Raw genomic sequence first — 18,912 nt, 5'->3', positions numbered from 1 at the left:
CCGTTCCTGATTGAAACGGGGTTTGTAAGAAAATAATAAAGACAGAAAAACTTAAGCCGTTTCCAGCAGGTTCTTCAGCGTTACGCCGATCTCAGCCGGGCTTTCCACTACCGTGATACCAGCTTCAGCCAGTGCTTTTTTCTTTTCCTGTGCGGTTCCTTTGCCACCAGAGATGATAGCTCCGGCATGTCCCATGCGACGTCCGGGAGGGGCCGTAGAACCAGCAATAAATGCTACCACAGGTTTGTCTACATTGTCTTTGATCCAGGCTCCGGCTTCTTCTTCAGCCGTACCACCAATCTCGCCAATAAGCACGATAGATTCAGTATCCGGGTCATCATTCAAAAGCTTAACGGCATCCAGGTGAGTGGTGCCAATCACTGGGTCACCGCCAATACCGATAGCAGTACTTTGACCAAGGCCAACTTTAGTAAGCTGATCAACGGCTTCATAGGTAAGCGTACCGGAACGGGAGATAAGGCCCACTTTTCCGGGAGTAAAGATACTACCGGGCATAATACCTACTTTGGCTTCGCCGGGAGTGATAACGCCGGGACAATTAGGTCCAATTAAAGTTGCACCATGGCTGGTAACAATTTGTTTGGCCGTGATCATGTCCTTAACAGGAATACCTTCCGTAATACAAATAATCACCTCGATACCGGCAAAAGCGGCTTCGGTGATGGCATCGCCGGCAAAAGCCGGGGGTACAAAAATAACGGATGTATTGGCATTAGTTTCTTTAACGGCTTCGGCCACGGTATTAAAAACGGGACGATCTAAGTGGGTTTGTCCGCCTTTTCCAGGCGTAACCCCGCCAACAACATTGGTGCCGTATTCAATCATTTGTCCGGCATGGAAGCTACCCTCACTTCCGGTAAATCCTTGTACAATTAAGCGGGTATCATTTCCGACTAAAACGCTCATAGACTTTTCTTGAAGTTAAAATTTCGAGGTTGGGAATATAGCATCTGTGGGGACGAATTGAAACAGAAATACTTGTAAAAACAGTTTGCAATGGCGCTAGTTAGCAGTAAACAGTTATCAGTAGTCAGTGATCAGGAATTCAAGATTCAAAATTAAAGATGGAAGATTAATTTTGAATGGTAAGTGTTGAATTTTGAATTGAAAGCTTGCTCTGAACAATAGTTTTGCCAAGCTTCTGCTAACTGCTAACTGCTAACTGCTAACTGCTAACTGCTAACTGCTAACTGCTAACTGCTAACTGCTAACTGCTAACTGCTAACTGCTAACTGCTAACTGTAATTTTCGGAGCGGCAGAGAGAATTTCCTCACTGGCTTCCTCCTCAAACTGGCTGAAGTTTTCTACAAACATTTGGGCTAATTCTTCTGCTTTGGCATCGTAGGCGGCTTTATCCTTCCAGGTGTTACGGGGAATAAGAACCTCATTAGGCACTCCGTTTATTTTTTTGGGGATTGCCAAGCCAAATACCGGGTCTTTGATGAATTCTTCTTTATCCAGGTTGCCGGCAATCGCCTCGCTTAGCATCCGGCGGGTATGGGCCAATTTCATGCGATGACCAGTTCCATAAGCCCCACCAGTCCATCCGGTGTTTACCAGCCATACTTTGGAACCGTGTTTGCGAATTTTTTTAGCAAGCAGTTCGGCATATACTGTTGGATGCAAAGGCATAAATGGGGCTCCAAAACAGGCGGAAAAGGTAGCCTGGGGTTCGGTAACACCACGCTCGGTACCTGCTACTTTTGCTGTATATCCGCTGATGAAATGATACATGGCCTGCCCGGGTGTGAGCCGTGAGATAGGAGGGAGTACACCAAAAGCATCAGCTGTCAGGAAGATGATGTTTTCGGGATGATCACCACGCCCGGTCTCACTGGCATTTGGGATAAAATCCAGGGGATAAGAGCAGCGGGTGTTTTGGGTGAGGCTGACGTCATCAAAATCCGGTCTCCTCTTCTCGTCCAGCACTACATTCTCCAGGATAGTGCCCGGCATCTTAGTAGTGGCATGGATAAGGGGTTCGTTCTCTTTAGAAAGGTTGATGGTTTTTGCATAACATCCGCCTTCGAAGTTAAATACCCCATCGTCACTCCAGCCATGCTCATCATCCCCGATAAGCACTTTGTCAGGATCGGCGGAAAGAGTGGTCTTCCCGGTACCGGACAGACCAAAAAATACTGCTGTTTTTCCATTTTCATCATGATTGGCTGAGCAATGCATAGCCATGACTCCCTTTTTGGGAAGCAGATAATTCATGACTGAGAAGATACCCTTCTTCAGTTCTCCGGAATAAAGGGTGCCGCCAATGAGGATAATTTTTTTATCGAAATTGCAGAGGATGAAGGTACTGCTTCGGGTACCGTCTTCATCGGGAATAGCCTTTAAATGGGGCGCAGCTAACACAGTGAATTCAGGTTCGTGATTAGCCAGCTCCTCAGCGGATGGACGAATGAACATATTATGCGCAAATAGTGCATGATATGCTGCTTCGCTAACTACGCGAACATTCAGCCGATTATTCTCATCGGCCCCGCAAAAGAGATCTTTAACAAACAGGTCTTTGTCCTGCAGGTACGTGATGGCTTTTTTATACAGCCGGTCAAAAACTTCCTCTGAAATGGGCTGGTTAATTTCACCCCAGTCAATTTCATTGTGTATAGAAGGCTGATCAACAATAAATTTGTCCATGGGCGAGCGCCCCGTAAATTTACCAGTGAGCACTCTTAGGGCATGATCTTTAGTTAAAACGGCCTCTTCGCGTTTGATAACCTGTTCATATAACTCAGCGGGACTGAGATTCCAGAATATGTTGTCATTACTTTCCAATCCAAGGTACTGTAGCCCAGTCTTGCTTTTGGGCTGTTTTTGATAATCCACACTCATAGCTTTTTTTGAATATTTATTTCCAAAAAAGGTACGGATTCAGTTCTATAATATTAACAGCTTACCATAGCCAAAAATGGGTTTTGAAGCCTTTTTAGTATTTTTATGGAAGCGCTTTTATTAGTTATGCAAAGAACCCATAGCACTTAAATATGAACGTAAGATTTCGGCTTGGCATGAATTTATAAAGACACTGATTTCTCTCTTTTCCTAAAAAGATTTAAAAATATTAATTAAGCTGGGTATGAATTATCCTTTAACGTAGAAACATTTTTTTGAAAGGATAGAATTGCTCCATCCACCCTTCGGATTCCTTTATAGCCATTAAAAGATCCAATGCTTCCTGTCGGATTTCTGGATTCGAGTTACAGCTTTGGCGTATGTAGGTCTTTTGCAGAGATTCTGGATACGAAAGAGCCCCGTCAACCAGAGACTCAATTTTTGTCCAACGTTGTTTATTCATTTTGGTGATATTAGCCTTCTAAAGTTCATTGCCTTTATTAGATATACGGTAGGCAAATCAAAAAAAGCTCAACGATCTATTTCAAACCGTCCCTTTAATTCTTTATAAAGCCAACCCCGTGCTTTCATCCAGTCTCTTTTTACCGTGCTTTTTGAAATATCGAGTGCTTCAGCAGTTTGTTCGATACTCATTTCTCCAAAGAAGCGCATTTCTACTACCGAGCTCAGCCGCTCATTAAGTTCCGCAAGACGATTTAGCGCTTCATCAATATCAATCAGTTCCTGGGCCTGTTGTTCATATGCAGTGTAAATCCCTTCCACGTAGGTACAATCATTATTTTTACCACCCCGCTTCTCCGCATTTTTCTTGCGGGCATAGTCAATAAGGATTTGGCGCATACACTTTGAGGCAATAGCCAGAAAGTGCTGGCGATCGTTTACCTCAATGTTTTCCTGCTCTATCATCTTGAGATAGGTCTCATGGACCAATTCTGTACGGGAAAGGGTATGCTCAGAATATTGCCGGTTCATGTGGCGATGGGCAATATGCTTTAGCTTATCATATATGATAGGGTACAGCTCATCGTAGGCTTTTTCTTCGCCTTCTTTTAACCGGTTTAACAGGACTGTAACTTCCTTCGAACTACTCATGTTTTAAACCTGTCTCAGTGAAACGGTTGGTAATAAGTTTATTTGGTAAAATAAATGTAGAATATAGCTTAGATTATAGAAAATTAATATTAGGAAACCAACAGAATGCCAATAAAATTAATTGTTTGGCATAACTAATAAATCCTTGATATTCATCACATCTTCAATTTTTTTTGGATACATTCATGTCAGTAATGGTTTGGGTTTTGGGGCTAAGCGGGCAGGTTTTTGTCCGCTTTTTTTATGAGGAAAATTCCTCGCCATCGAATGATCACAAGGCTTTACAGCTATACCAATTTGTGGATTAGAATAATATGATACTTGAACCCAGCTATCAAATGCCAGCAGAATGGCATCAGCATGCCGCCACACAATTGCATTGGCCATCAAACCAAATAACCTGGCCGGAAGAGCAACCACACAAAGTGGAAGAAGTATATTGCCAAATCATAGAAGAACTGCATTTTTATGAACCTATTCATTTGTTTGTAGAAAACCTGAAAGTTCGAAACCGGGTGATGCAAAAACTTTCACTTCGGGCCGTGGACCTGGACCGCGTAATCATTCATCAGAAAAAAATAAATGACGTGCGGGCAAGGGATTACGGGCCTTTGTTTGTGAAGAAAGGCAACAACTATGTAATTACAGATTGGGGATTTAATGGCTGGGGAAATGAATACTCAGACAGGAAAGACGAGGATGGAGTCCCTAAATATATTGCCGAAAAGTTTGGAATCGAACGGCTTAAACCGGAAATGAAATTGGCAGGAGGTTCGATTGATATAAACGGGAATGGAGCGTTAATAACTACAGAATCGCTGCTGCTAAATCAAAACCAAAGTCCTTATTTAAGCAAGGAAGATATTGAACATAAACTGCGGGAGTATCTTGGTGCGAAGCAAATCATTTGGTTAAAGCGTGGTCTGGCAGATGATTATACCGATGATCGAGTCGACAATATAACCCGCTGGCTCAATGAAGATACCGTACTTTCTATGGTGTGTGAAGACAAAGAGGATATTAACTACTCCATATTACAAGAAAACCTGGAAATGCTAGAATCAGTAAGACTGGATGGAGGAAAAAAGCTAAACATCGAGACGCTTCCTCTGCTAAAAGTAAAGCTTAATGATTCAATACAATTACCCGCCAGCTATGCAAATTTCTACATCGCTAATGGCGTGGTACTGGTTCCGCAGTATGATAACCAATATGATAGACAGGCAGTTGAACTATTTAAAAACTACTTTTCAGGCCGAAAAATAATCGGAATTTCTTCTAAAGATTTGCTGTGGGGTAAATGCTCCCTTCATTCCATCACCCAGCAGTGGCATGGGGCTCTGAGTTTTTAGGATTTAGTTTTGAGTGATTAGGTTTTAGTGGCAAGTTTGCTGCCAACACATGCGGCATCTACAGAAGACAGCATAAAAACAAAATCACTATATCACTATATCACCCAATCACCATATCACACCTCATTCCCCGATCATTTCCCGAAATTTGGCTTCATCCAGCACAGTGATGCCCAACTCATTGGCTTTATCCAACTTACTTCCGGCAGATTCTCCGGCCAACACGAAATCGGTGTTTCCGCTAACTGAGGAGGTGGTTTTTCCACCATGTTTTTCAATAAGTTCAGTGGCTTCTTTTCGAGTATAGGTAGGCAGGGAGCCGGTGAGGACAAACTTCTTCCCTTCAAAAATACTGGAAGCTTGTTCTTCTTCCTCTTTTTCAAACTGTAGGCCATGTTCACCCAATCGCCGTACAATGGCTTGGTTCTTCTCATTGTTGAAAAACTCCACCACCGATTCGGCAATGCGTGGTCCAATGGAATCCACGGCCTCCAGCTCTTCTTCGGCCAGTGATTGCAGCTTGTCCATAGTCTTAAATGCCCGAGCCAGGTCTTTGGCTACTGTTTTGCCCACAAATCGGATGCCGAGTGCATAAATCACCCGTTCAAACGGTTGTTGCTTACTTTTCTCAATAGCATCAATCAGGTTCTGTGCACTTTTCTCAGCCATACGCTCCAGCTCAATAATCTGAGCTTTTTCAAGATCGTAAAGATCGGCGTAGGTGTTGATTAGACTTTCAGAAACCAGCTGATCCACAACCGATTCTCCCAAACCTTCGATATCCATGGCATCACGGGAAGCAAAATGTTCAATACGGATACGCACTTGTGGAGGACAGGTAGGGTTCACACAACGCCATGCCACTTCATCTTCTAACTTAATAAGTTCCGAGCCGCATGCCGGACATTTATCCGGAAAAGTAAAAGGTTCATTTCGATCATCCCGGTCCGGGTTTACCACACTGATAACTTGCGGGATAATTTCCCCGGCTTTTTCCACCACCACGGTATCGCCAATGCGAATATCTTTACGCTGGATTTCGTCTTCATTATGAAGTGAAGCTCGCTTAACCGTGGTCCCGGCCAGTTGTACGGCTTCCAGTTCGGCTACGGGAGTGATGGTTCCTAAGCGACCAACCTGCAAGGTGATATCATTAATAACAGTAGTTGCCTGCTCAGCCTCAAACTTGTACGCAATAGCCCAACGCGGGAATTTTGAAGTGGAGCCCAGCTGCTCGCGTAAATTACTCTGGTTTACTTTGATGACCACCCCGTCAGTTTCATAGGGCAGCTCGTGGCGGAGCTCTTCCCAGTCTTTTATTACCTGATGGACTTCATCAATACCGGAGCAAACTTTGTAGTGCTCTGATACCGGCAGCCCGAATTCCTGCAACATTTCTACTTTGCGTAATTGGGTGAGCGAGTCGTCTTCTTCATCCAGCAACAAATCAAAAGCAAAAAAGCGAATGGGACGCTGTGCCACCGCTTTGGGATCCTGCATTTTAAGTGAGCCAGCTGTAGAGTTACGAGGGTTAGCAAATACGCTAAGACCTTGCTCCTCACGATGCTGGTTCATGCGCGCAAAAGCTTCCCGCTCCATGTAAGCCTCGCCCCGGACTTCCACCACTTCAGGGTAATCACCGTTCAAACTGATGGGGATATCCCGGATGGTTTTTACGTTGTTAGTGATGTCATCACCTTGTTGGCCATCGCCACGTGTAGCCCCCAAAGCCAGTTTTCCATTTTCATAACGCAGACGAATAGAAGCCCCGTCAAACTTCAATTCAACCATATAATCGTAATCCTCATGGTCGAGAATACGCTTTACACGGCCGTCAAAATCGTTGAGTTCTTCTTCATTGTAAGTATTGTCTAGACTCAGAAGGGGCACGGGATGTTGTACCGTTTCGAATACTGAAGAGACCTCACCACCTACACGATTGGTAGGGGAATCAGGATCTTGTAGCTCAAATTCGGTTTCCAGTTGTTCGAGTTCTTTCAGCTTTTCATCGAACTCCTTGTCACTCATGAAAGGTTGAGCGTCCTGGTAATAGGCTTGGTTGGCTTCATCCAGCAGGTTACGTAGTTCTTCTACCCGCTGTTTTGCTTCCGATTTGTTCATGAAAAAAATGGTGGTTTGGTCGGTTTAATGAAAGAAAAAACCTGTCAGGTTTTGCCTCAATTCATAACTAGTAATAGTGAACTCAAACCTGACAGGTTTACTGCATTACTACTGTAAACTTATTCTAAAAACGGATGAGGTAAGAAACACTGTCCGGTGGACCTACCTCAAGTGGAAATTCCTCGGGGGCAGGTGCTAAATATTCATCCTGGCTTAAGACTGAACGCGTAATCATAATGGCATCGTTCTCCGGGCTGAAATAATTCTGGCGGGGGTTTTCAATGACATGCCCGTTAAAGAGTAGCAACAATCTACTGTACTGTCCACGAACCATCAAAGTGTCTCTGAAATCAAACATATGGGCCACGCCTTGTTCTACCCAAAATGGATTGGTTTGGCCGTTAAAATCACTGGTCACTCGCACAGGCTCCAGTTGTCCATAAGCGGCATAAACGCTTACGGTAAGCGTATCGCCAAGGGCAGCTAAGTTTCCTTGATTCCTGACGGTTGAATCAGCATCTGCTTCAGAATCGCCTTGGTTGGCAGGAACGAGGGTTTCGTTGTTAATATCAGCTGTATCGGCAGGGGCGGGTGGGAGTTCATCTTGTGTAGCGTCATCAGCCACTTCTTCAACCGGATCTTCAGTATCATCACCCCATAAAGCATCACCAAAAAAGAAAGCGGCTGTCCCGAGGCCTACAATTACAAGCACAACAATAGCGGCCATCCACATGCGGGATGATTTTCTTCCAGGATTGTAACTATGCCCAAGGTTAGCCCAGTCTACCCCATCAGATTCAGCAGAAATAGTAGTTTTGGGTTCGGGTGTTTTATCTGCGGGTCTGTTTTTTTGAGGAGGAGTGGTAGGTTGGGGGTATTCATCGTCTGTCACGTCTTCATCTTCGGCATCAAAAGTATCGTCGATATTTTCTTGCTGACCTTCCGAGAGTAGGCTGCCGGAGTAGGTGCCCGCTTGTTTCTCATCCAAAGCCTGTATAATAGCGTCGTCCTCAATCTTCAGCGCCTTGGCATAGCTGCGCACAAAACTGCGGATATAGGTCGTATTTTCTTCAAAGTCGGAAAAGATGCGTCCGTCTTCGATACTTTTTAAGATATGAAGCGGGATTTTAGTCGCATTTTGGATATCCTCAAGAGTGAGGTTTTGGCTTTTTCGAATGGATGCGAGGTCTTTACCGAGAGACATAGACAGATGATTTTTTGTGCTTGCGAGATTATAGAAAACTAAGTAATTAAAGTTGTCAGTAAAAGCAAACTTTTGGCTTTAATTGTACAAAATGAAATCACTTGTTAAAAAAATAAAAGAGGGTATTTCGGAGGTTATTTTTCCCACTATTTGCGTGGTTTGCGGGATGAAAGTATCGGCCAGCCAACACTTTGTTTGCACCCATTGCCTGGAACACAAATTTGACCTGGCGAATCGGCAGGGCAAGCAAATAAGCAGTGATACTATTTTACCGGAAGGTATCGTGTTACAGCACGCCTTGTGGAATTTTGATAAAGGCGGGCACTTGCAGGATTTGTTGCATCAGCTGAAATATAATCGTTTAACGGGCGTAGGGGTAGATTTAGGGCGGCAGCTGGGTAAAACTCTGTTGCGAAATCCTTTTTTTATCAGAGCTATTGAAGATCAAAAAGTACGTTTGGTGCCAGTTCCTCTTCATCCCAAAAAAGAACAAAAACGTGGATACAATCAGGCTTTTTACGTAACCAGAGGAGTGGCAGAGGTAACCAATTTGCATATTCTCAAAAAGCAGGCGATAAAAAGGGTAAAGAATACGCGCACGCAAACCGGTTTTTCGTTGGAGAAAAGAAGAGAAAACATCAATGGAGCTTTTAAAGTGCAGAGACCCGACTTAATAGAAGAAGCGTTTTGTGTGATTATCGATGATGTATTTACTACCGGCGCCACCACATTTGAGCTGGCAAAGGCATTGAGATCTGCAGGTTCCGGGAATATTGCCATTGCTTCGGTTGCACAGGCCTGAATCAAAGTAATTTTAAGCCTATATTTGGGCATGGAAAATTTTCAACGAGGACGTAGTAAGTGGCAAATGCTGGAGCTATCCGATGGCATTACCACATCTAATGGCAATTGGTACCGCATCACGGCAGAGGGGATAGAGGAGTATATTCCCGGCTTGCTCGATAAATACCCGCTGGAGCAGATTATTGAAGAAGCCGATGCCTGGGTGAAAAGTGCGGATGGACTTTCCTTGATGCTGTTTTTTATCCTGGTATTGGTATCCTTGAATCCCCTATTAGCTACCCTGATCTCGCTGGCTTTTTATCTGTTCTGGTTTTTTAACACCAGTGCTTTTGTAAATATCCCATCCAATCCAATTGTAAAATTTCTCAGTAAGGACGGTGTCGTTTATACAATCTCGGCCATTGTGCTGATCGGTATTAGCTTGAACGACATCATGGAATCTTTACAATTGCCCGTTAGTTTTGAGGCGATTTGGTATGGACTGGTTTTGATTTTTTTATACAAAGTGGGACTGCTGCGGCTATTAATACAGTTTATACAAAAGAAGACATCCGGCGATTCCGGACCTTCCCGTGAAGATCGTGTGCTGAATATGCTGCTCATCCGATATGGAATGAAAGAAGGCAAGCTCACCGGTGAGGTGGAAGACATGGAGGATGAGTTAATCCGGATCAAAAACTATCATAAGAGTAAAAAGAAAAAATAGAAGACTGACCTTTAAGGCATGAAACAACTTTTCTTTATCCGTCATGGAGAGACCGACAACAACAAAACAGGTGTTATTCAGGGGCGTGGTGTAGATGCTTCGCTCAATGATACCGGCAGAATGCAGGCACAGGCTATCATCGAAGCACTGGAAAACTATGAGGTGGAGCGAATTGTAGCCAGCGGGTTAGTGCGCACGCATGAAACTGTACAACCGCTGGCAGATCAAAGAAAGCTAACCGTAGAAAAATATCCGGAATTGGATGAAATTGATTTCGGAGTGCTGGAAGGCCGGGCATTCACTGACATCAAAGATGAAGTGGAGGTTATTCATAACGAGTGGAAGAGCGGTAATGTGGATTTTGCTCCGGATGAGGGAGAATCCCCCCGCCAGACGTTTGCCCGTGCCAATGCCAAAGTGGTGGAAATCCTGGAAACGGCTAAAGAGGAAATCATCGTGTTTATGATTCATGGCCGGCTGACCCGCATTTTGCTTTCCGAGTGGCTGGGCTACGGCTTGCAAAACATGCACAAGGTGAAGCACCAAAACGCCGCCATCAATCATCTCACCTGGAAGGACGGTAAATTTGAAGCGGTTAAGCTAAATCAGGTAAATCACTTGAAACAGCTGGTTTGATTGGTAGAGGCACAGCCTCTGTTGGCTTGTGCTTTTGAGGTGCAACCTCAAAAGATCTTTTCTCTGCTTTATCACGGATTTTGGGTAGGCAAGTAACTTCATCAAAGCAAAGCACTGTGTCCCTTAGGAGGGACCGATTTATGAGGAGGCTTGTCCTGCACATAAATCAGGGAGGGGAGTGATAGATACAGCTTAGTCTGATTATAGAATCAACTACTTTTTAGAGGCGCAGCCTCTTTGGGCTTTTACTTTTGAAGTACAACTTCAAAAGATCCGTGGGAGGTACAACCTCAAAAGATCCTTAAATTGATATGATCAGATCAATTTGAAGTGGGTATCAGGCGCATTTTTCTAAAATCAGTGGCGGTATTAGCTGTAGTATCCTGGTAGAGCCAGCGATATTGCCCGGTAAGCCAGAGCTCGGTTTGGTCGCCGTAATGCTCGGACAGTGGGTTACCTGATTGTCCGGTGGGCAGTATGCTCATGCTTCTGCTCATATCTGATAAATCAGAAATACGACGAATAGAGGGTCCCAGCACCATATTGAAAGGATTATTCCAGAGATATTGACCGTTATTGACCGACATCCCATGGCCGGGCACATCATAAGGGCCATGACTAAGAACATTGTCTACGATCATTTTCAATGCAGTTGGAGCTTCAGGATCAGAGGCTGCGCGACCAAACAGCGGGGGAGAAAGTGTAAGGGTATGAAGTTGCTCCCAGCGCCACTCGAAAGGCTCGCTTCCCAGCGAATCACTCAAAAACAAAATGGCATCCTGCATGCTTTGGATCACGATCTCATTTTTGGTTTCGACTTGCTGCGTAGTTACATCATCAAATAACACACTTTCGGTTTCAATGAGCGATGTTAGGGTACGCACCGGTATGGTTTGATAGTGAATGAAGTTGGTGTACGCCGTTTCTCCCAGTTCATCCTTTAGTGTATTTTCCGTCAGTTTCAGAAAGAAAACATCAAAAATAGAAGCAGCCGTAGATTTCAGACCATACTCAAAATTCCAGTTCTCCAGGTAGGAAACCGGCATGGAGAAATCATAGGCATTTTGGTTTTTAATGATATTGAGAATACGGGGTGTCAGCTTGGCTGCAAAAGAGGAGTAGGTATCGTTTTGAAGTTCCTGAAAGTCATTGGTGTTTACAATTTGATTTGCTGTCAGCATTTCCTCAATGCGTTCGATCCGTGATGGGGGCTCCCAAAAAGTAGCAATATAGTGGGGGTAGCTATCGGTGGTGATCTTGTTATTGGCATTGGCAATCCAACCATCTTCGGGATTGATTACCTTCGGCATTTCATCAAAGGGAATAAAACCTTGCCAGTCCTGTTCAGGGGCCCAACCCTCTCTCAACGTTATAGGATTGCCGGAACGCTTCGGCAGCTTGGCTACAGAATACATGGCGATATTGCCTTCCACATCCCCATAAAAAAGATTTAAACCGGGTACCCCGTACGTAGGCAAGGCCTCTTTAAACTCCTGGAAGTTTTCCGCCCAGTTAATTTGATAAAGCGTTCGCATTTCGTTTGTGAGCTGATGACCGGTCCATTGCATGCTAATGACTTTGTCATCCGTTAGCTCAGGGGCAGGATAGATATCAGAAATTACCGGACCATGCTTGGTGTATCGAATCTCAAACGACTGGTCATCTGCCTCTTTTACTTTGATGATTTCGCGCTCTTTGGTGAAGGGCTGATACACAGCGGTAGAATCATTCAGTGAATCGGAAACCACACGTCCTCGGTCTTCAGGATCAACCTGTTCAACAAAAAAGTCAGTATCGTCACTCATAATACTGGTGAAGCTCCAGGCCATTTCATCGTTTTGGCCGATGATTACTGCTGGTACGCCCGCAATGGTGGCACCGGATACATCATTCCCATTCAGGTTCAGATGCACTTCATACCATTTGCCAGGCATATCCAAACCAAGGTGAGGATCTCCGGCCAGCAGCGGATAACCGGAATCAGTTTTTGAACCATCTACCACCCAGCCGTTGCTCCCAACACGAGTTCCTTCTATTTCCAGCATATTCCGGCGGTCTACTTCTTGCTGCAACATGGGCATTAAGGAAGCGGTGAGTCCTCGGGTTTCGCCCTCGTTAAGGGTAGTCGGAGCGTCGTCGGGAAACTCCAATTGTAAATCCTGGAAATATTCCGGAGGTAGATTATCGCGGAGATAGCCATATGTGATTTCACTCCACCAGCTCATGTTGAGCTCCCAGGCCATCAAACGGCTAACGGCCAGTGTGCGTACGGGATTCCAGCGCAATGGCTCCATATCCGCCAAGGCGAACTGCACGGGCAGACGGTTAGAGTTTTCATCAATAAAACGATTTACACCACTTGAGTAAGCTTCCAGGATAGCCAGCTCCTCTTCATTCAGCTCCTTTTCCAGTTGCTCTGCAATCTTCCAGATGCCAATGGTTCGCTGGTATTTGTCCAGCTGGATCAGTTCCTCATCGTTTCCAAAAAACTCAGCAAAACGGCCCTCGGCTGCAATCTGGCTTAGCGTCATTTGCCACAGGCGATCCTGGGCGTGGATATACCCAAGTGCAAAATAGAGATCAGCTTCCTGGTTGGCGTAAATATGAGGGGTTCCATAATTGTCCCAAAATACGTCCACTTCTTCATTCAGTTCTTCAAGGGGGATGGTGGCCTCATATTCGGGCAGGGGTTTATAAAACGTCCAGTAGAAAGCCAATCCGGCAAAACCAATGATTAAGATTAGCAGGAAAATCAAAAACTTGACAATAGTGTTCATGGAAAAAGAGCCCGTTAGAGGTTAAGTACAAACTTAAAAAATATAAGCTTCATTAAGTATGGGGAATTGAATTCTTAATCGGTATGATTTTCTTTAAGTTCAGGGGTTTAAGAAACTAAAATTAAGGTCTATTTCTTCACCTGGAATTCGAAATAGCCTGAAAGTGATCTATAAAACATTTACTGATGGAAGTTCAACATAATCTGCTGATCCTTGGTTCTCAAAACGCTAAAGAGGAGGACCAAAAGCTTAAGCGCTCACAGGTCAAGCCTGTTCAAATAATGTATAAAGACGAGAATATAGAACCGGTTTCTTTTTTTGATGATTGGGGAGAAGTGGGAGTGAGTTCTATTGCCTGGCCTCAAAAATTCAAGGATGAGCTTTTTGTTTCGGTAAATGATGAGATTCGAAGGCTGAATGTTAAAAGTAAATCGTGGAAGACTCTTGATTTGGGCACCGTTGGCGATATCCACGACATTCATTTTCTGGATGACCTGCTCTGGATTTCAAATACCGAATACGATGAAGCTATCGGCTATGATGCCGAAAAAGCAGAAGTGGTGAAGCGCTTATCATTAGATGAATTCCGTACGGAAAAGGAATGGGCACAAGGAGGCGAGGAGTTTGAGAAAATCAAAGATCGTTTTCATTGTAATCAGGTATTCAAAAACTATGCTGGAGAGACCTGTGTGCTCATTCATACCATAAATGGGTGGTTGTTTTACAGGATGTTATTCGAGATGCTGGTGAAACAGCAAGGGGAGGGTGGAGTCATTAATCTGGACACCAAAGAAGTGATTCCCTTAAAATTACAAAGTCCGCATTCCGTAAGGAAAATAAATGGGAATTATTGGATACAGGACAGCAGCGATCTGTCAGTAAAAATCTACGATAAGGAATGGAATCTGATTGACAGTATCAAAACCGGAGGCTTTGGTCGTGGCGCAGACTTTTCGGAGGAAGCGAACAGAGCTTATATTGGTCTTTCAGCTACCCGGAAACGGTATCTTAAAATCATTCCGACAAGCGAATATCACTCGAATAGGGTGATGGTTACTGACATCAAAAAGCGGAAAAAAATCAAAGAGGTACCGGTACCAAATATTGAGCAAATGGACAATGTGTACATCCTCAATGAGCAGATGCTCGAAGTGTTTGAATCTCTAAAGTGATTTTGAAATTGTAATAGTGGTGCCTTAATTAACTTGAGTTCGAGATAAGAATAACGAAAAAAAGTTCCGTCATCCCAGTAGATGTTAGATAATTCGGTGACAGCCAGAAAATTGTCCATTATTTATCTAACACCTACAGCAATGACGAGCTTTATATCAAATTGGCGTTAAATCAACAGTGAGTAGACTTTACTGCTAAGAAAAAGGTTTCACTTTAAGAGAGCAGTCGATGAAGTTAGTAGACCGGTAGATCAAAGCTACCACTGGTGAAAGAATGCCAGGTGGTGTCTTCTACAGCTCCCCATGAAACATTATTCACTCTAAAGTTGAACTCTCCGGAGCACCGGGTATTTTGGGCATTACAATCGGCGATGATAACCGTGCCCCCTGAATCTTCGGGTGAGGTAAATGTTGGCCCAATCCAATCGGTACCAAAAGTGGAATAGTTGGCTTGATCTTTTCCTATAGAATAGGTTCCCGTACCTATAAAATCATTGATTTGGATGGAGATCCTTTGCCATTTCATTTCTGCATGAAGTACCCATTCCGAATTACTTTCCCTGGTGATATAAGCAGTAGGTACCCGGTGATCAACTTTAACATTCTCGAGAATCTCTTCACCCTTATGAACGCTGAAGTCAGCTGGGGTAGCGGGGGCAATTTTACTGGATAATTTGCTTCTTATATAGGTGCCGGCGGCAAACCTACCTTCTAATATCAGCATATTATTGCGGATACTGTACCGAATGACCTCTGTATCCACATTGGGATGAGCAAAGTAAGTCACTTCCATTTTTCCCGAATTGGCAAATCCGATTTCAGGCAGATAGCGGGTGTCAATCAGAGCCAGCTTACCGGTGGCTGATTCAACTCCAAGCGGATCCATGCCTCCATCTTTTGTAATGCGCCAACCGGTGTACACCTGTTGGGGAGTATTGCTGGAAAAAGTGCCGGGATTTTCAACCTTGTACCATTCCCCAACCAGTTTAGGATCAATGTTTTCTTCGGAATTGGAGCATCCGATAATTAAAGTGAGCGAAAGAAAGAATAAGGCTATAACTCTCATGACATTTGGATTTGTACTGGTTTATAATCCGGTAAATACATTTTGTTACCCGAGAAGTAAAAACATCTATCTTGAACTTTATGTTTAAACTAATAAACACATTTTTTTGAGTTAAAGAAAGAACCCATTGTTAAGTTCAAGATAGTGTAAACAAGCAAAATCCATTTTAAGATGATTGAGGATCATAAATCCCCAATTGATTTAGAACCAACCGGCACCAAATCCGCGGAATGGCCAGGGAATTCCGGCAAGAATCAATAATAAACCAATGCCATAGTAAATAGCCACTTTCTTGTGTTTGGCCACAGCATCAGTCAGTCTTTTAGCTTTGCTGAAGCCCATAGTGATAAGTACAATGGCGACCAACATCAATACCAGATGCTCCATGGTGTAGAAGCGAAGCAGGGTGGTTTTCATCATATCGGCGGTAAACTGCACTTTGGGACTTACAAAATAAAGCACCAGCCCGAGAAGCAATTGAATGTGCGTAAAAATGAGGGCAAATAGGGCAGATAGCCGGTCAGATTTTGTGTACTCTTTTCCTCCCATCCAGCCAGAGAAAGCCTTAATGATAGCCCAAAGGATAAGAACCAAAACAATCCATCGAAGTCCTGAGTGTGCGTGCAATAAACCGGTATACATAATCTGTTGTTTTAAAAGTGATAATAGGACTTGGAATATAGCCAAGAATTTAGATTCGTTCTAAGAAAGTTAGGAGCAGTAGGATGTTTTACAATCGTTCATGAAGCTCCGAGACAAGTCGTTTAACCCGGCGCTTATTCACTCCCAAATCATAAGCACCTAGCCGGCTGGCGCTACGAATGTACAATATGGAAGAACTGCCATCTTCAGCTTCTTCCAAAATTATGTCGACATCATCCTTAAAACCAAAAACTGGTATTCGGTACACGGCATGAATTTGAATTCGCTTGGGATCCGTAACTTCAAAACTATGTGCCTGCTGTTCCAAAAGCTGGATCAGGGAAGCAAAAACCTGCTCTATCCCGTGTTTAAAATTTTCGGTTGTACGGACACAATTGGGCGTAGCCGGACAGGCGGGTAAGGGATTTTTGACAGATTCTTCAGCCATTGTTTACTTTGCTTTCGATTGTTGATCCACGTCAATGGTATCAATCCAGCTCAAAAAATCGTTCCAGCTGATTGAAGCAATCGTCGATATCTTCGCAAATATGAAATAAATCCAGGCTGCTCTTGCGGATGAAATCGTACTCAACAGCCGATTTGGTGAATTGCACCAGGCCATCAAAGTAGCCTTCCGCATTGATAAGAAAAATGGGTTTGTTGTGGATGCCCAGTTGTCGCCAGGTTAGGATCTCAAAAAATTCATCCAGCGTTCCAAAGCCGCCGGGCAACACCAGGAAGGCATCTGATAATGATTCCATGAGCGCTTTGCGGGTATGCATATCCTGCGTCTCATGGAGATCGGTGAGACCGGTATGGGCTACCTCGGCTTTCTTTAGCCGCGTGGGAATAACTCCAAAAACTTCACCTTCAGCTTCCAGTACTGCATCGGCCAGTTTGCCCATCATTCCTACTTTACCACCGCCATACACAATACCCCAGTTACGCTGGGCAATTTCGCGCCCCGCTCGCTCAGCAAGGGCTGGAAAATTTGGGTTTTTGCTTTCTCTTGAACCGCAATACACACAGATGTTTTTCATCACGCAACCGTAAACATTCTCTTTAGTACAGCATCCAGTTTTTCAACGAAATAGTGGACATCTTCTTCGGTGTTTTGTTTGCCAAAGCTAACACGAATGCTGGAATTTGCCAGTCCGTCCTCCATACCCAATCCACTTAGTACATGTGATGGTTCCACCGCTCCGGAGGTACAGGCCGATCCGTTACTAACGCAAATACCTTCAATATCCAGATTCAGCAGTAACATCTCGCCGTCGATGAAGTTGCCTTCGTTGTCGCTAAACGACAGATTCAGGATATGCGGTACCCCGTTTTTAGATCCGTTGATTTGGTAGTTGAAGTCCAGCGTCTGCTCCAATTTTTCCAGCAGCTGAGTGCGGAGTTTCTCAAAGTGTTTTTTGTGATCGTCCATTTCATCAACGGCCAGCTCCAGCGCTTTGGCAAAGCCGACAATGCCCGGCACGTTCAGGGTGCCACCACGGCGGCGGCGTTCCTGCGATCCTCCCTGCATCCACGGAATCCATCGGGAACCATTTTTGACATACATGATACCGGTGCCTTTGGGGCCATAAATTTTATGGGCACTTCCACTCAAAAAATTCAATCCCAGTTCTTTCACATCAATAGGAAGCTTGCCCAGACTTTGCACGGTGTCAGAGTGTAGCTGAACGCCTTTTTCCTTGCATACTTCCGCAATCTCAGCTATCGGGTTGATGGTGCCGATTTCATTATTAACGTGCATCAGGGTTACCAGTGCAGTGTTTTCGGTAATGGCATCCGCCACGGCTTCCGGGGTGATGAGTCCGTTCTTATCCGGTTTTGCAAATACGGGTTTGATACCCTGCATTTTAGCCAGTTCTACCGTGTGTAGTACGGCATGATGTTCCAACTCAGACGTAACCACTTCTTTCTTATCACCGGAAACAGCAAGCACTCCTTTAATTACGGCGTTGTCGCTTTCGGTCCCACCACTGGTGAAAATAATTTCATTGGATTCGGCCCCAATAAGTTCAGCTACTTTTTGCCTGGCCTCTTCCACCACTACTTTGGCTTTTTGGCCCAGGTTATGCAGGGAGTTGGCGTTTCCGTAATTTTCTTTGAGATAGGGGAGCATAGCCTCCAAAACGCGCTCATCGAGCGGAGTAGTAGCGGCGTGGTCTAAATAAACCGTTGGCATGAATACTTTTTTGTGATTACCGGTTCAAATTTGGGTGCCGGAAAATATCCAAATTCGTAATGAAAAGCAGGCGGAAAGAATAAAGAATGACGAACAAGGAACATTGAATATCGAACATTGAAGTAATTGGGAATGATGGATTTTGAATGATGAATTTATAAACATCTAAGTGATTAAAACCCAAATCCAATCTTACCAAAGCCTTCCCCTCCTGGGAGGGGATTAAGGGGAGGGTAAATGTTGCCAGAGGTAATTT

Annotated in this window: 17 protein-coding genes; 5 read left to right on the top strand and 12 right to left on the bottom strand. The window is 44.2% G+C overall.

Features of this window, described 5'->3' with window-relative positions:
* Nucleotides 1-51: 51 nt before the first annotated feature.
* From sucD to FN815_RS18280, 4 genes are all read right to left on the bottom strand, one after another.
* On the bottom strand, nucleotides 52-927 hold the full coding sequence (sucD, locus tag FN815_RS18295; protein WP_142456286.1) for a succinate--CoA ligase subunit alpha: 876 nt from the start codon (nucleotides 925-927) through the stop codon (nucleotides 52-54).
* A 322-nt stretch (nucleotides 928-1,249) separates the two neighbouring features.
* On the bottom strand, nucleotides 1,250-2,866 hold the full coding sequence (gene pckA / locus FN815_RS18290; RefSeq protein WP_142456285.1) for a phosphoenolpyruvate carboxykinase (ATP): 1,617 nt from the start codon (nucleotides 2,864-2,866) through the stop codon (nucleotides 1,250-1,252).
* A gap of 256 nt (nucleotides 2,867-3,122) precedes the next feature.
* The gene (locus FN815_RS18285) at nucleotides 3,123-3,329 is read right to left on the bottom strand and encodes a hypothetical protein (RefSeq protein ID WP_142456284.1); all 207 of its coding nucleotides are present in this window, start codon (nucleotides 3,327-3,329) and stop codon (nucleotides 3,123-3,125) included.
* A 68-nt stretch (nucleotides 3,330-3,397) separates the two neighbouring features.
* Nucleotides 3,398-3,979: a sigma-70 family RNA polymerase sigma factor gene (locus tag FN815_RS18280; protein WP_142456283.1), complete on the bottom strand. Its 582-nt coding sequence runs from the start codon at nucleotides 3,977-3,979 to the stop codon at nucleotides 3,398-3,400.
* Between the two features lie 314 nt (nucleotides 3,980-4,293).
* Between FN815_RS18280 and FN815_RS18275 the strand changes: the two genes are divergently transcribed.
* Nucleotides 4,294-5,331, top strand: a complete 1,038-nt coding sequence (locus tag FN815_RS18275; protein WP_142456282.1) for an agmatine deiminase family protein — start codon at nucleotides 4,294-4,296, stop codon at nucleotides 5,329-5,331.
* A 123-nt stretch (nucleotides 5,332-5,454) separates the two neighbouring features.
* Here the strand turns inward: FN815_RS18275 and ligA are convergent, their stop codons facing one another.
* Nucleotides 5,455-7,452: an NAD-dependent DNA ligase LigA gene (gene ligA, locus FN815_RS18270; RefSeq protein WP_142456281.1), complete on the bottom strand. Its 1,998-nt coding sequence runs from the start codon at nucleotides 7,450-7,452 to the stop codon at nucleotides 5,455-5,457.
* 124 nt (nucleotides 7,453-7,576) lie between these two features.
* A complete protein-coding gene (locus tag FN815_RS18265; protein WP_142456280.1) occupies nucleotides 7,577-8,656 on the bottom strand; it encodes a helix-turn-helix domain-containing protein in 1,080 nt (359 codons plus the stop codon).
* A gap of 91 nt (nucleotides 8,657-8,747) precedes the next feature.
* Between FN815_RS18265 and FN815_RS18260 the strand changes: the two genes are divergently transcribed.
* Genes FN815_RS18260 through FN815_RS18250 form a run of 3 tightly spaced genes read left to right on the top strand, consistent with a single transcriptional unit; the run spans nucleotide 8,748 to nucleotide 10,802 of the window.
* Nucleotides 8,748-9,458: a ComF family protein gene (locus FN815_RS18260; RefSeq protein WP_246075358.1), complete on the top strand. Its 711-nt coding sequence runs from the start codon at nucleotides 8,748-8,750 to the stop codon at nucleotides 9,456-9,458.
* 30 nt (nucleotides 9,459-9,488) lie between these two features.
* Complete coding sequence (locus FN815_RS18255) at nucleotides 9,489-10,166, top strand: hypothetical protein (RefSeq protein WP_142456279.1); 678 nt, start codon at nucleotides 9,489-9,491, stop codon at nucleotides 10,164-10,166.
* Nucleotides 10,167-10,184: 18 nt separating this feature from the next.
* Complete coding sequence (locus FN815_RS18250) at nucleotides 10,185-10,802, top strand: histidine phosphatase family protein (protein ID WP_142456278.1); 618 nt, start codon at nucleotides 10,185-10,187, stop codon at nucleotides 10,800-10,802.
* 320 nt (nucleotides 10,803-11,122) lie between these two features.
* Here the strand turns inward: FN815_RS18250 and FN815_RS18245 are convergent, their stop codons facing one another.
* Nucleotides 11,123-13,579 carry a penicillin acylase family protein gene (locus tag FN815_RS18245; RefSeq protein ID WP_142456277.1) on the bottom strand — a complete coding sequence of 819 codons (2,457 nt, stop codon included), beginning with the start codon at nucleotides 13,577-13,579 and terminating at the stop codon, nucleotides 11,123-11,125.
* Between the two features lie 185 nt (nucleotides 13,580-13,764).
* Between FN815_RS18245 and FN815_RS18240 the strand changes: the two genes are divergently transcribed.
* Nucleotides 13,765-14,751, top strand: a complete 987-nt coding sequence (locus FN815_RS18240; RefSeq protein ID WP_142456276.1) for a DUF4915 domain-containing protein — start codon at nucleotides 13,765-13,767, stop codon at nucleotides 14,749-14,751.
* Nucleotides 14,752-14,986: 235 nt separating this feature from the next.
* Here the strand turns inward: FN815_RS18240 and FN815_RS18235 are convergent, their stop codons facing one another.
* The 5 genes from FN815_RS18235 to FN815_RS18215 all read right to left on the bottom strand — a co-directional run bounded on the left by FN815_RS18235 (nucleotide 14,987) and on the right by FN815_RS18215 (nucleotide 18,656).
* Nucleotides 14,987-15,817: a DUF6252 domain-containing protein gene (locus FN815_RS18235; RefSeq protein ID WP_142456275.1), complete on the bottom strand. Its 831-nt coding sequence runs from the start codon at nucleotides 15,815-15,817 to the stop codon at nucleotides 14,987-14,989.
* Nucleotides 15,818-16,018: 201 nt separating this feature from the next.
* Nucleotides 16,019-16,459: a cytochrome B gene (locus FN815_RS18230; protein WP_142456274.1), complete on the bottom strand. Its 441-nt coding sequence runs from the start codon at nucleotides 16,457-16,459 to the stop codon at nucleotides 16,019-16,021.
* Between the two features lie 88 nt (nucleotides 16,460-16,547).
* Nucleotides 16,548-16,907: a DUF1499 domain-containing protein gene (locus tag FN815_RS18225; protein WP_142456273.1), complete on the bottom strand. Its 360-nt coding sequence runs from the start codon at nucleotides 16,905-16,907 to the stop codon at nucleotides 16,548-16,550.
* A 40-nt stretch (nucleotides 16,908-16,947) separates the two neighbouring features.
* The gene (locus tag FN815_RS18220; RefSeq protein WP_246075356.1) at nucleotides 16,948-17,499 is read right to left on the bottom strand and encodes an LOG family protein; all 552 of its coding nucleotides are present in this window, start codon (nucleotides 17,497-17,499) and stop codon (nucleotides 16,948-16,950) included.
* Nucleotides 17,499-18,656, bottom strand: coding sequence for a cysteine desulfurase family protein (locus tag FN815_RS18215; RefSeq protein WP_142456271.1), 1,158 nt, complete (start codon nucleotides 18,654-18,656; stop codon nucleotides 17,499-17,501). Before FN815_RS18215 ends, FN815_RS18220 begins: the two co-directional genes overlap by 1 nt.
* Nucleotides 18,657-18,912: the final 256 nt, after the last annotated feature.

This window comes from Gracilimonas mengyeensis (assembly GCF_900182705.1).
GTDB classification, from domain to species: Bacteria; Bacteroidota; Rhodothermia; order Balneolales; family Balneolaceae; genus Gracilimonas; species Gracilimonas mengyeensis.
Note: the sequence above shows the minus strand (reverse complement) of the source record. Positions and strands in the feature narration are given on the sequence as shown.

Bases quoted from the DNA above. Each gene is read 5' to 3' on its own strand.
- FN815_RS18230 (WP_142456274.1), bottom strand. From the start codon at position 16,459: ATGTATACCGGTTTATTGCACGCACACTCAGGACTTCGATGGATTGTT.
- FN815_RS18225 (WP_142456273.1), bottom strand. From the start codon at position 16,907: ATGGCTGAAGAATCTGTCAAAAATCCCTTACCCGCCTGTCCGGCTACG.
- FN815_RS18285 (WP_142456284.1), bottom strand. From the start codon at position 3,329: ATGAATAAACAACGTTGGACAAAAATTGAGTCTCTGGTTGACGGGGCT.
- FN815_RS18215 (WP_142456271.1), bottom strand. From the start codon at position 18,656: ATGCCAACGGTTTATTTAGACCACGCCGCTACTACTCCGCTCGATGAG.
- FN815_RS18240 (WP_142456276.1), top strand. From the start codon at position 13,765: ATGGAAGTTCAACATAATCTGCTGATCCTTGGTTCTCAAAACGCTAAA.
- FN815_RS18235 (WP_142456275.1), bottom strand. From the start codon at position 15,817: ATGAGAGTTATAGCCTTATTCTTTCTTTCGCTCACTTTAATTATCGGA.
- FN815_RS18265 (WP_142456280.1), bottom strand. From the start codon at position 8,656: ATGTCTCTCGGTAAAGACCTCGCATCCATTCGAAAAAGCCAAAACCTC.
- pckA (WP_142456285.1), bottom strand. From the start codon at position 2,866: ATGAGTGTGGATTATCAAAAACAGCCCAAAAGCAAGACTGGGCTACAG.
- FN815_RS18245 (WP_142456277.1), bottom strand. From the start codon at position 13,579: ATGAACACTATTGTCAAGTTTTTGATTTTCCTGCTAATCTTAATCATT.
- FN815_RS18220 (WP_246075356.1), bottom strand. From the start codon at position 17,499: ATGAAAAACATCTGTGTGTATTGCGGTTCAAGAGAAAGCAAAAACCCA.
- sucD (WP_142456286.1), bottom strand. From the start codon at position 927: ATGAGCGTTTTAGTCGGAAATGATACCCGCTTAATTGTACAAGGATTT.
- FN815_RS18280 (WP_142456283.1), bottom strand. From the start codon at position 3,979: ATGAGTAGTTCGAAGGAAGTTACAGTCCTGTTAAACCGGTTAAAAGAA.
- FN815_RS18275 (WP_142456282.1), top strand. From the start codon at position 4,294: ATGATACTTGAACCCAGCTATCAAATGCCAGCAGAATGGCATCAGCAT.
- FN815_RS18260 (WP_246075358.1), top strand. From the start codon at position 8,748: ATGAAATCACTTGTTAAAAAAATAAAAGAGGGTATTTCGGAGGTTATT.
- FN815_RS18255 (WP_142456279.1), top strand. From the start codon at position 9,489: ATGGAAAATTTTCAACGAGGACGTAGTAAGTGGCAAATGCTGGAGCTA.
- ligA (WP_142456281.1), bottom strand. From the start codon at position 7,452: ATGAACAAATCGGAAGCAAAACAGCGGGTAGAAGAACTACGTAACCTG.
- FN815_RS18250 (WP_142456278.1), top strand. From the start codon at position 10,185: ATGAAACAACTTTTCTTTATCCGTCATGGAGAGACCGACAACAACAAA.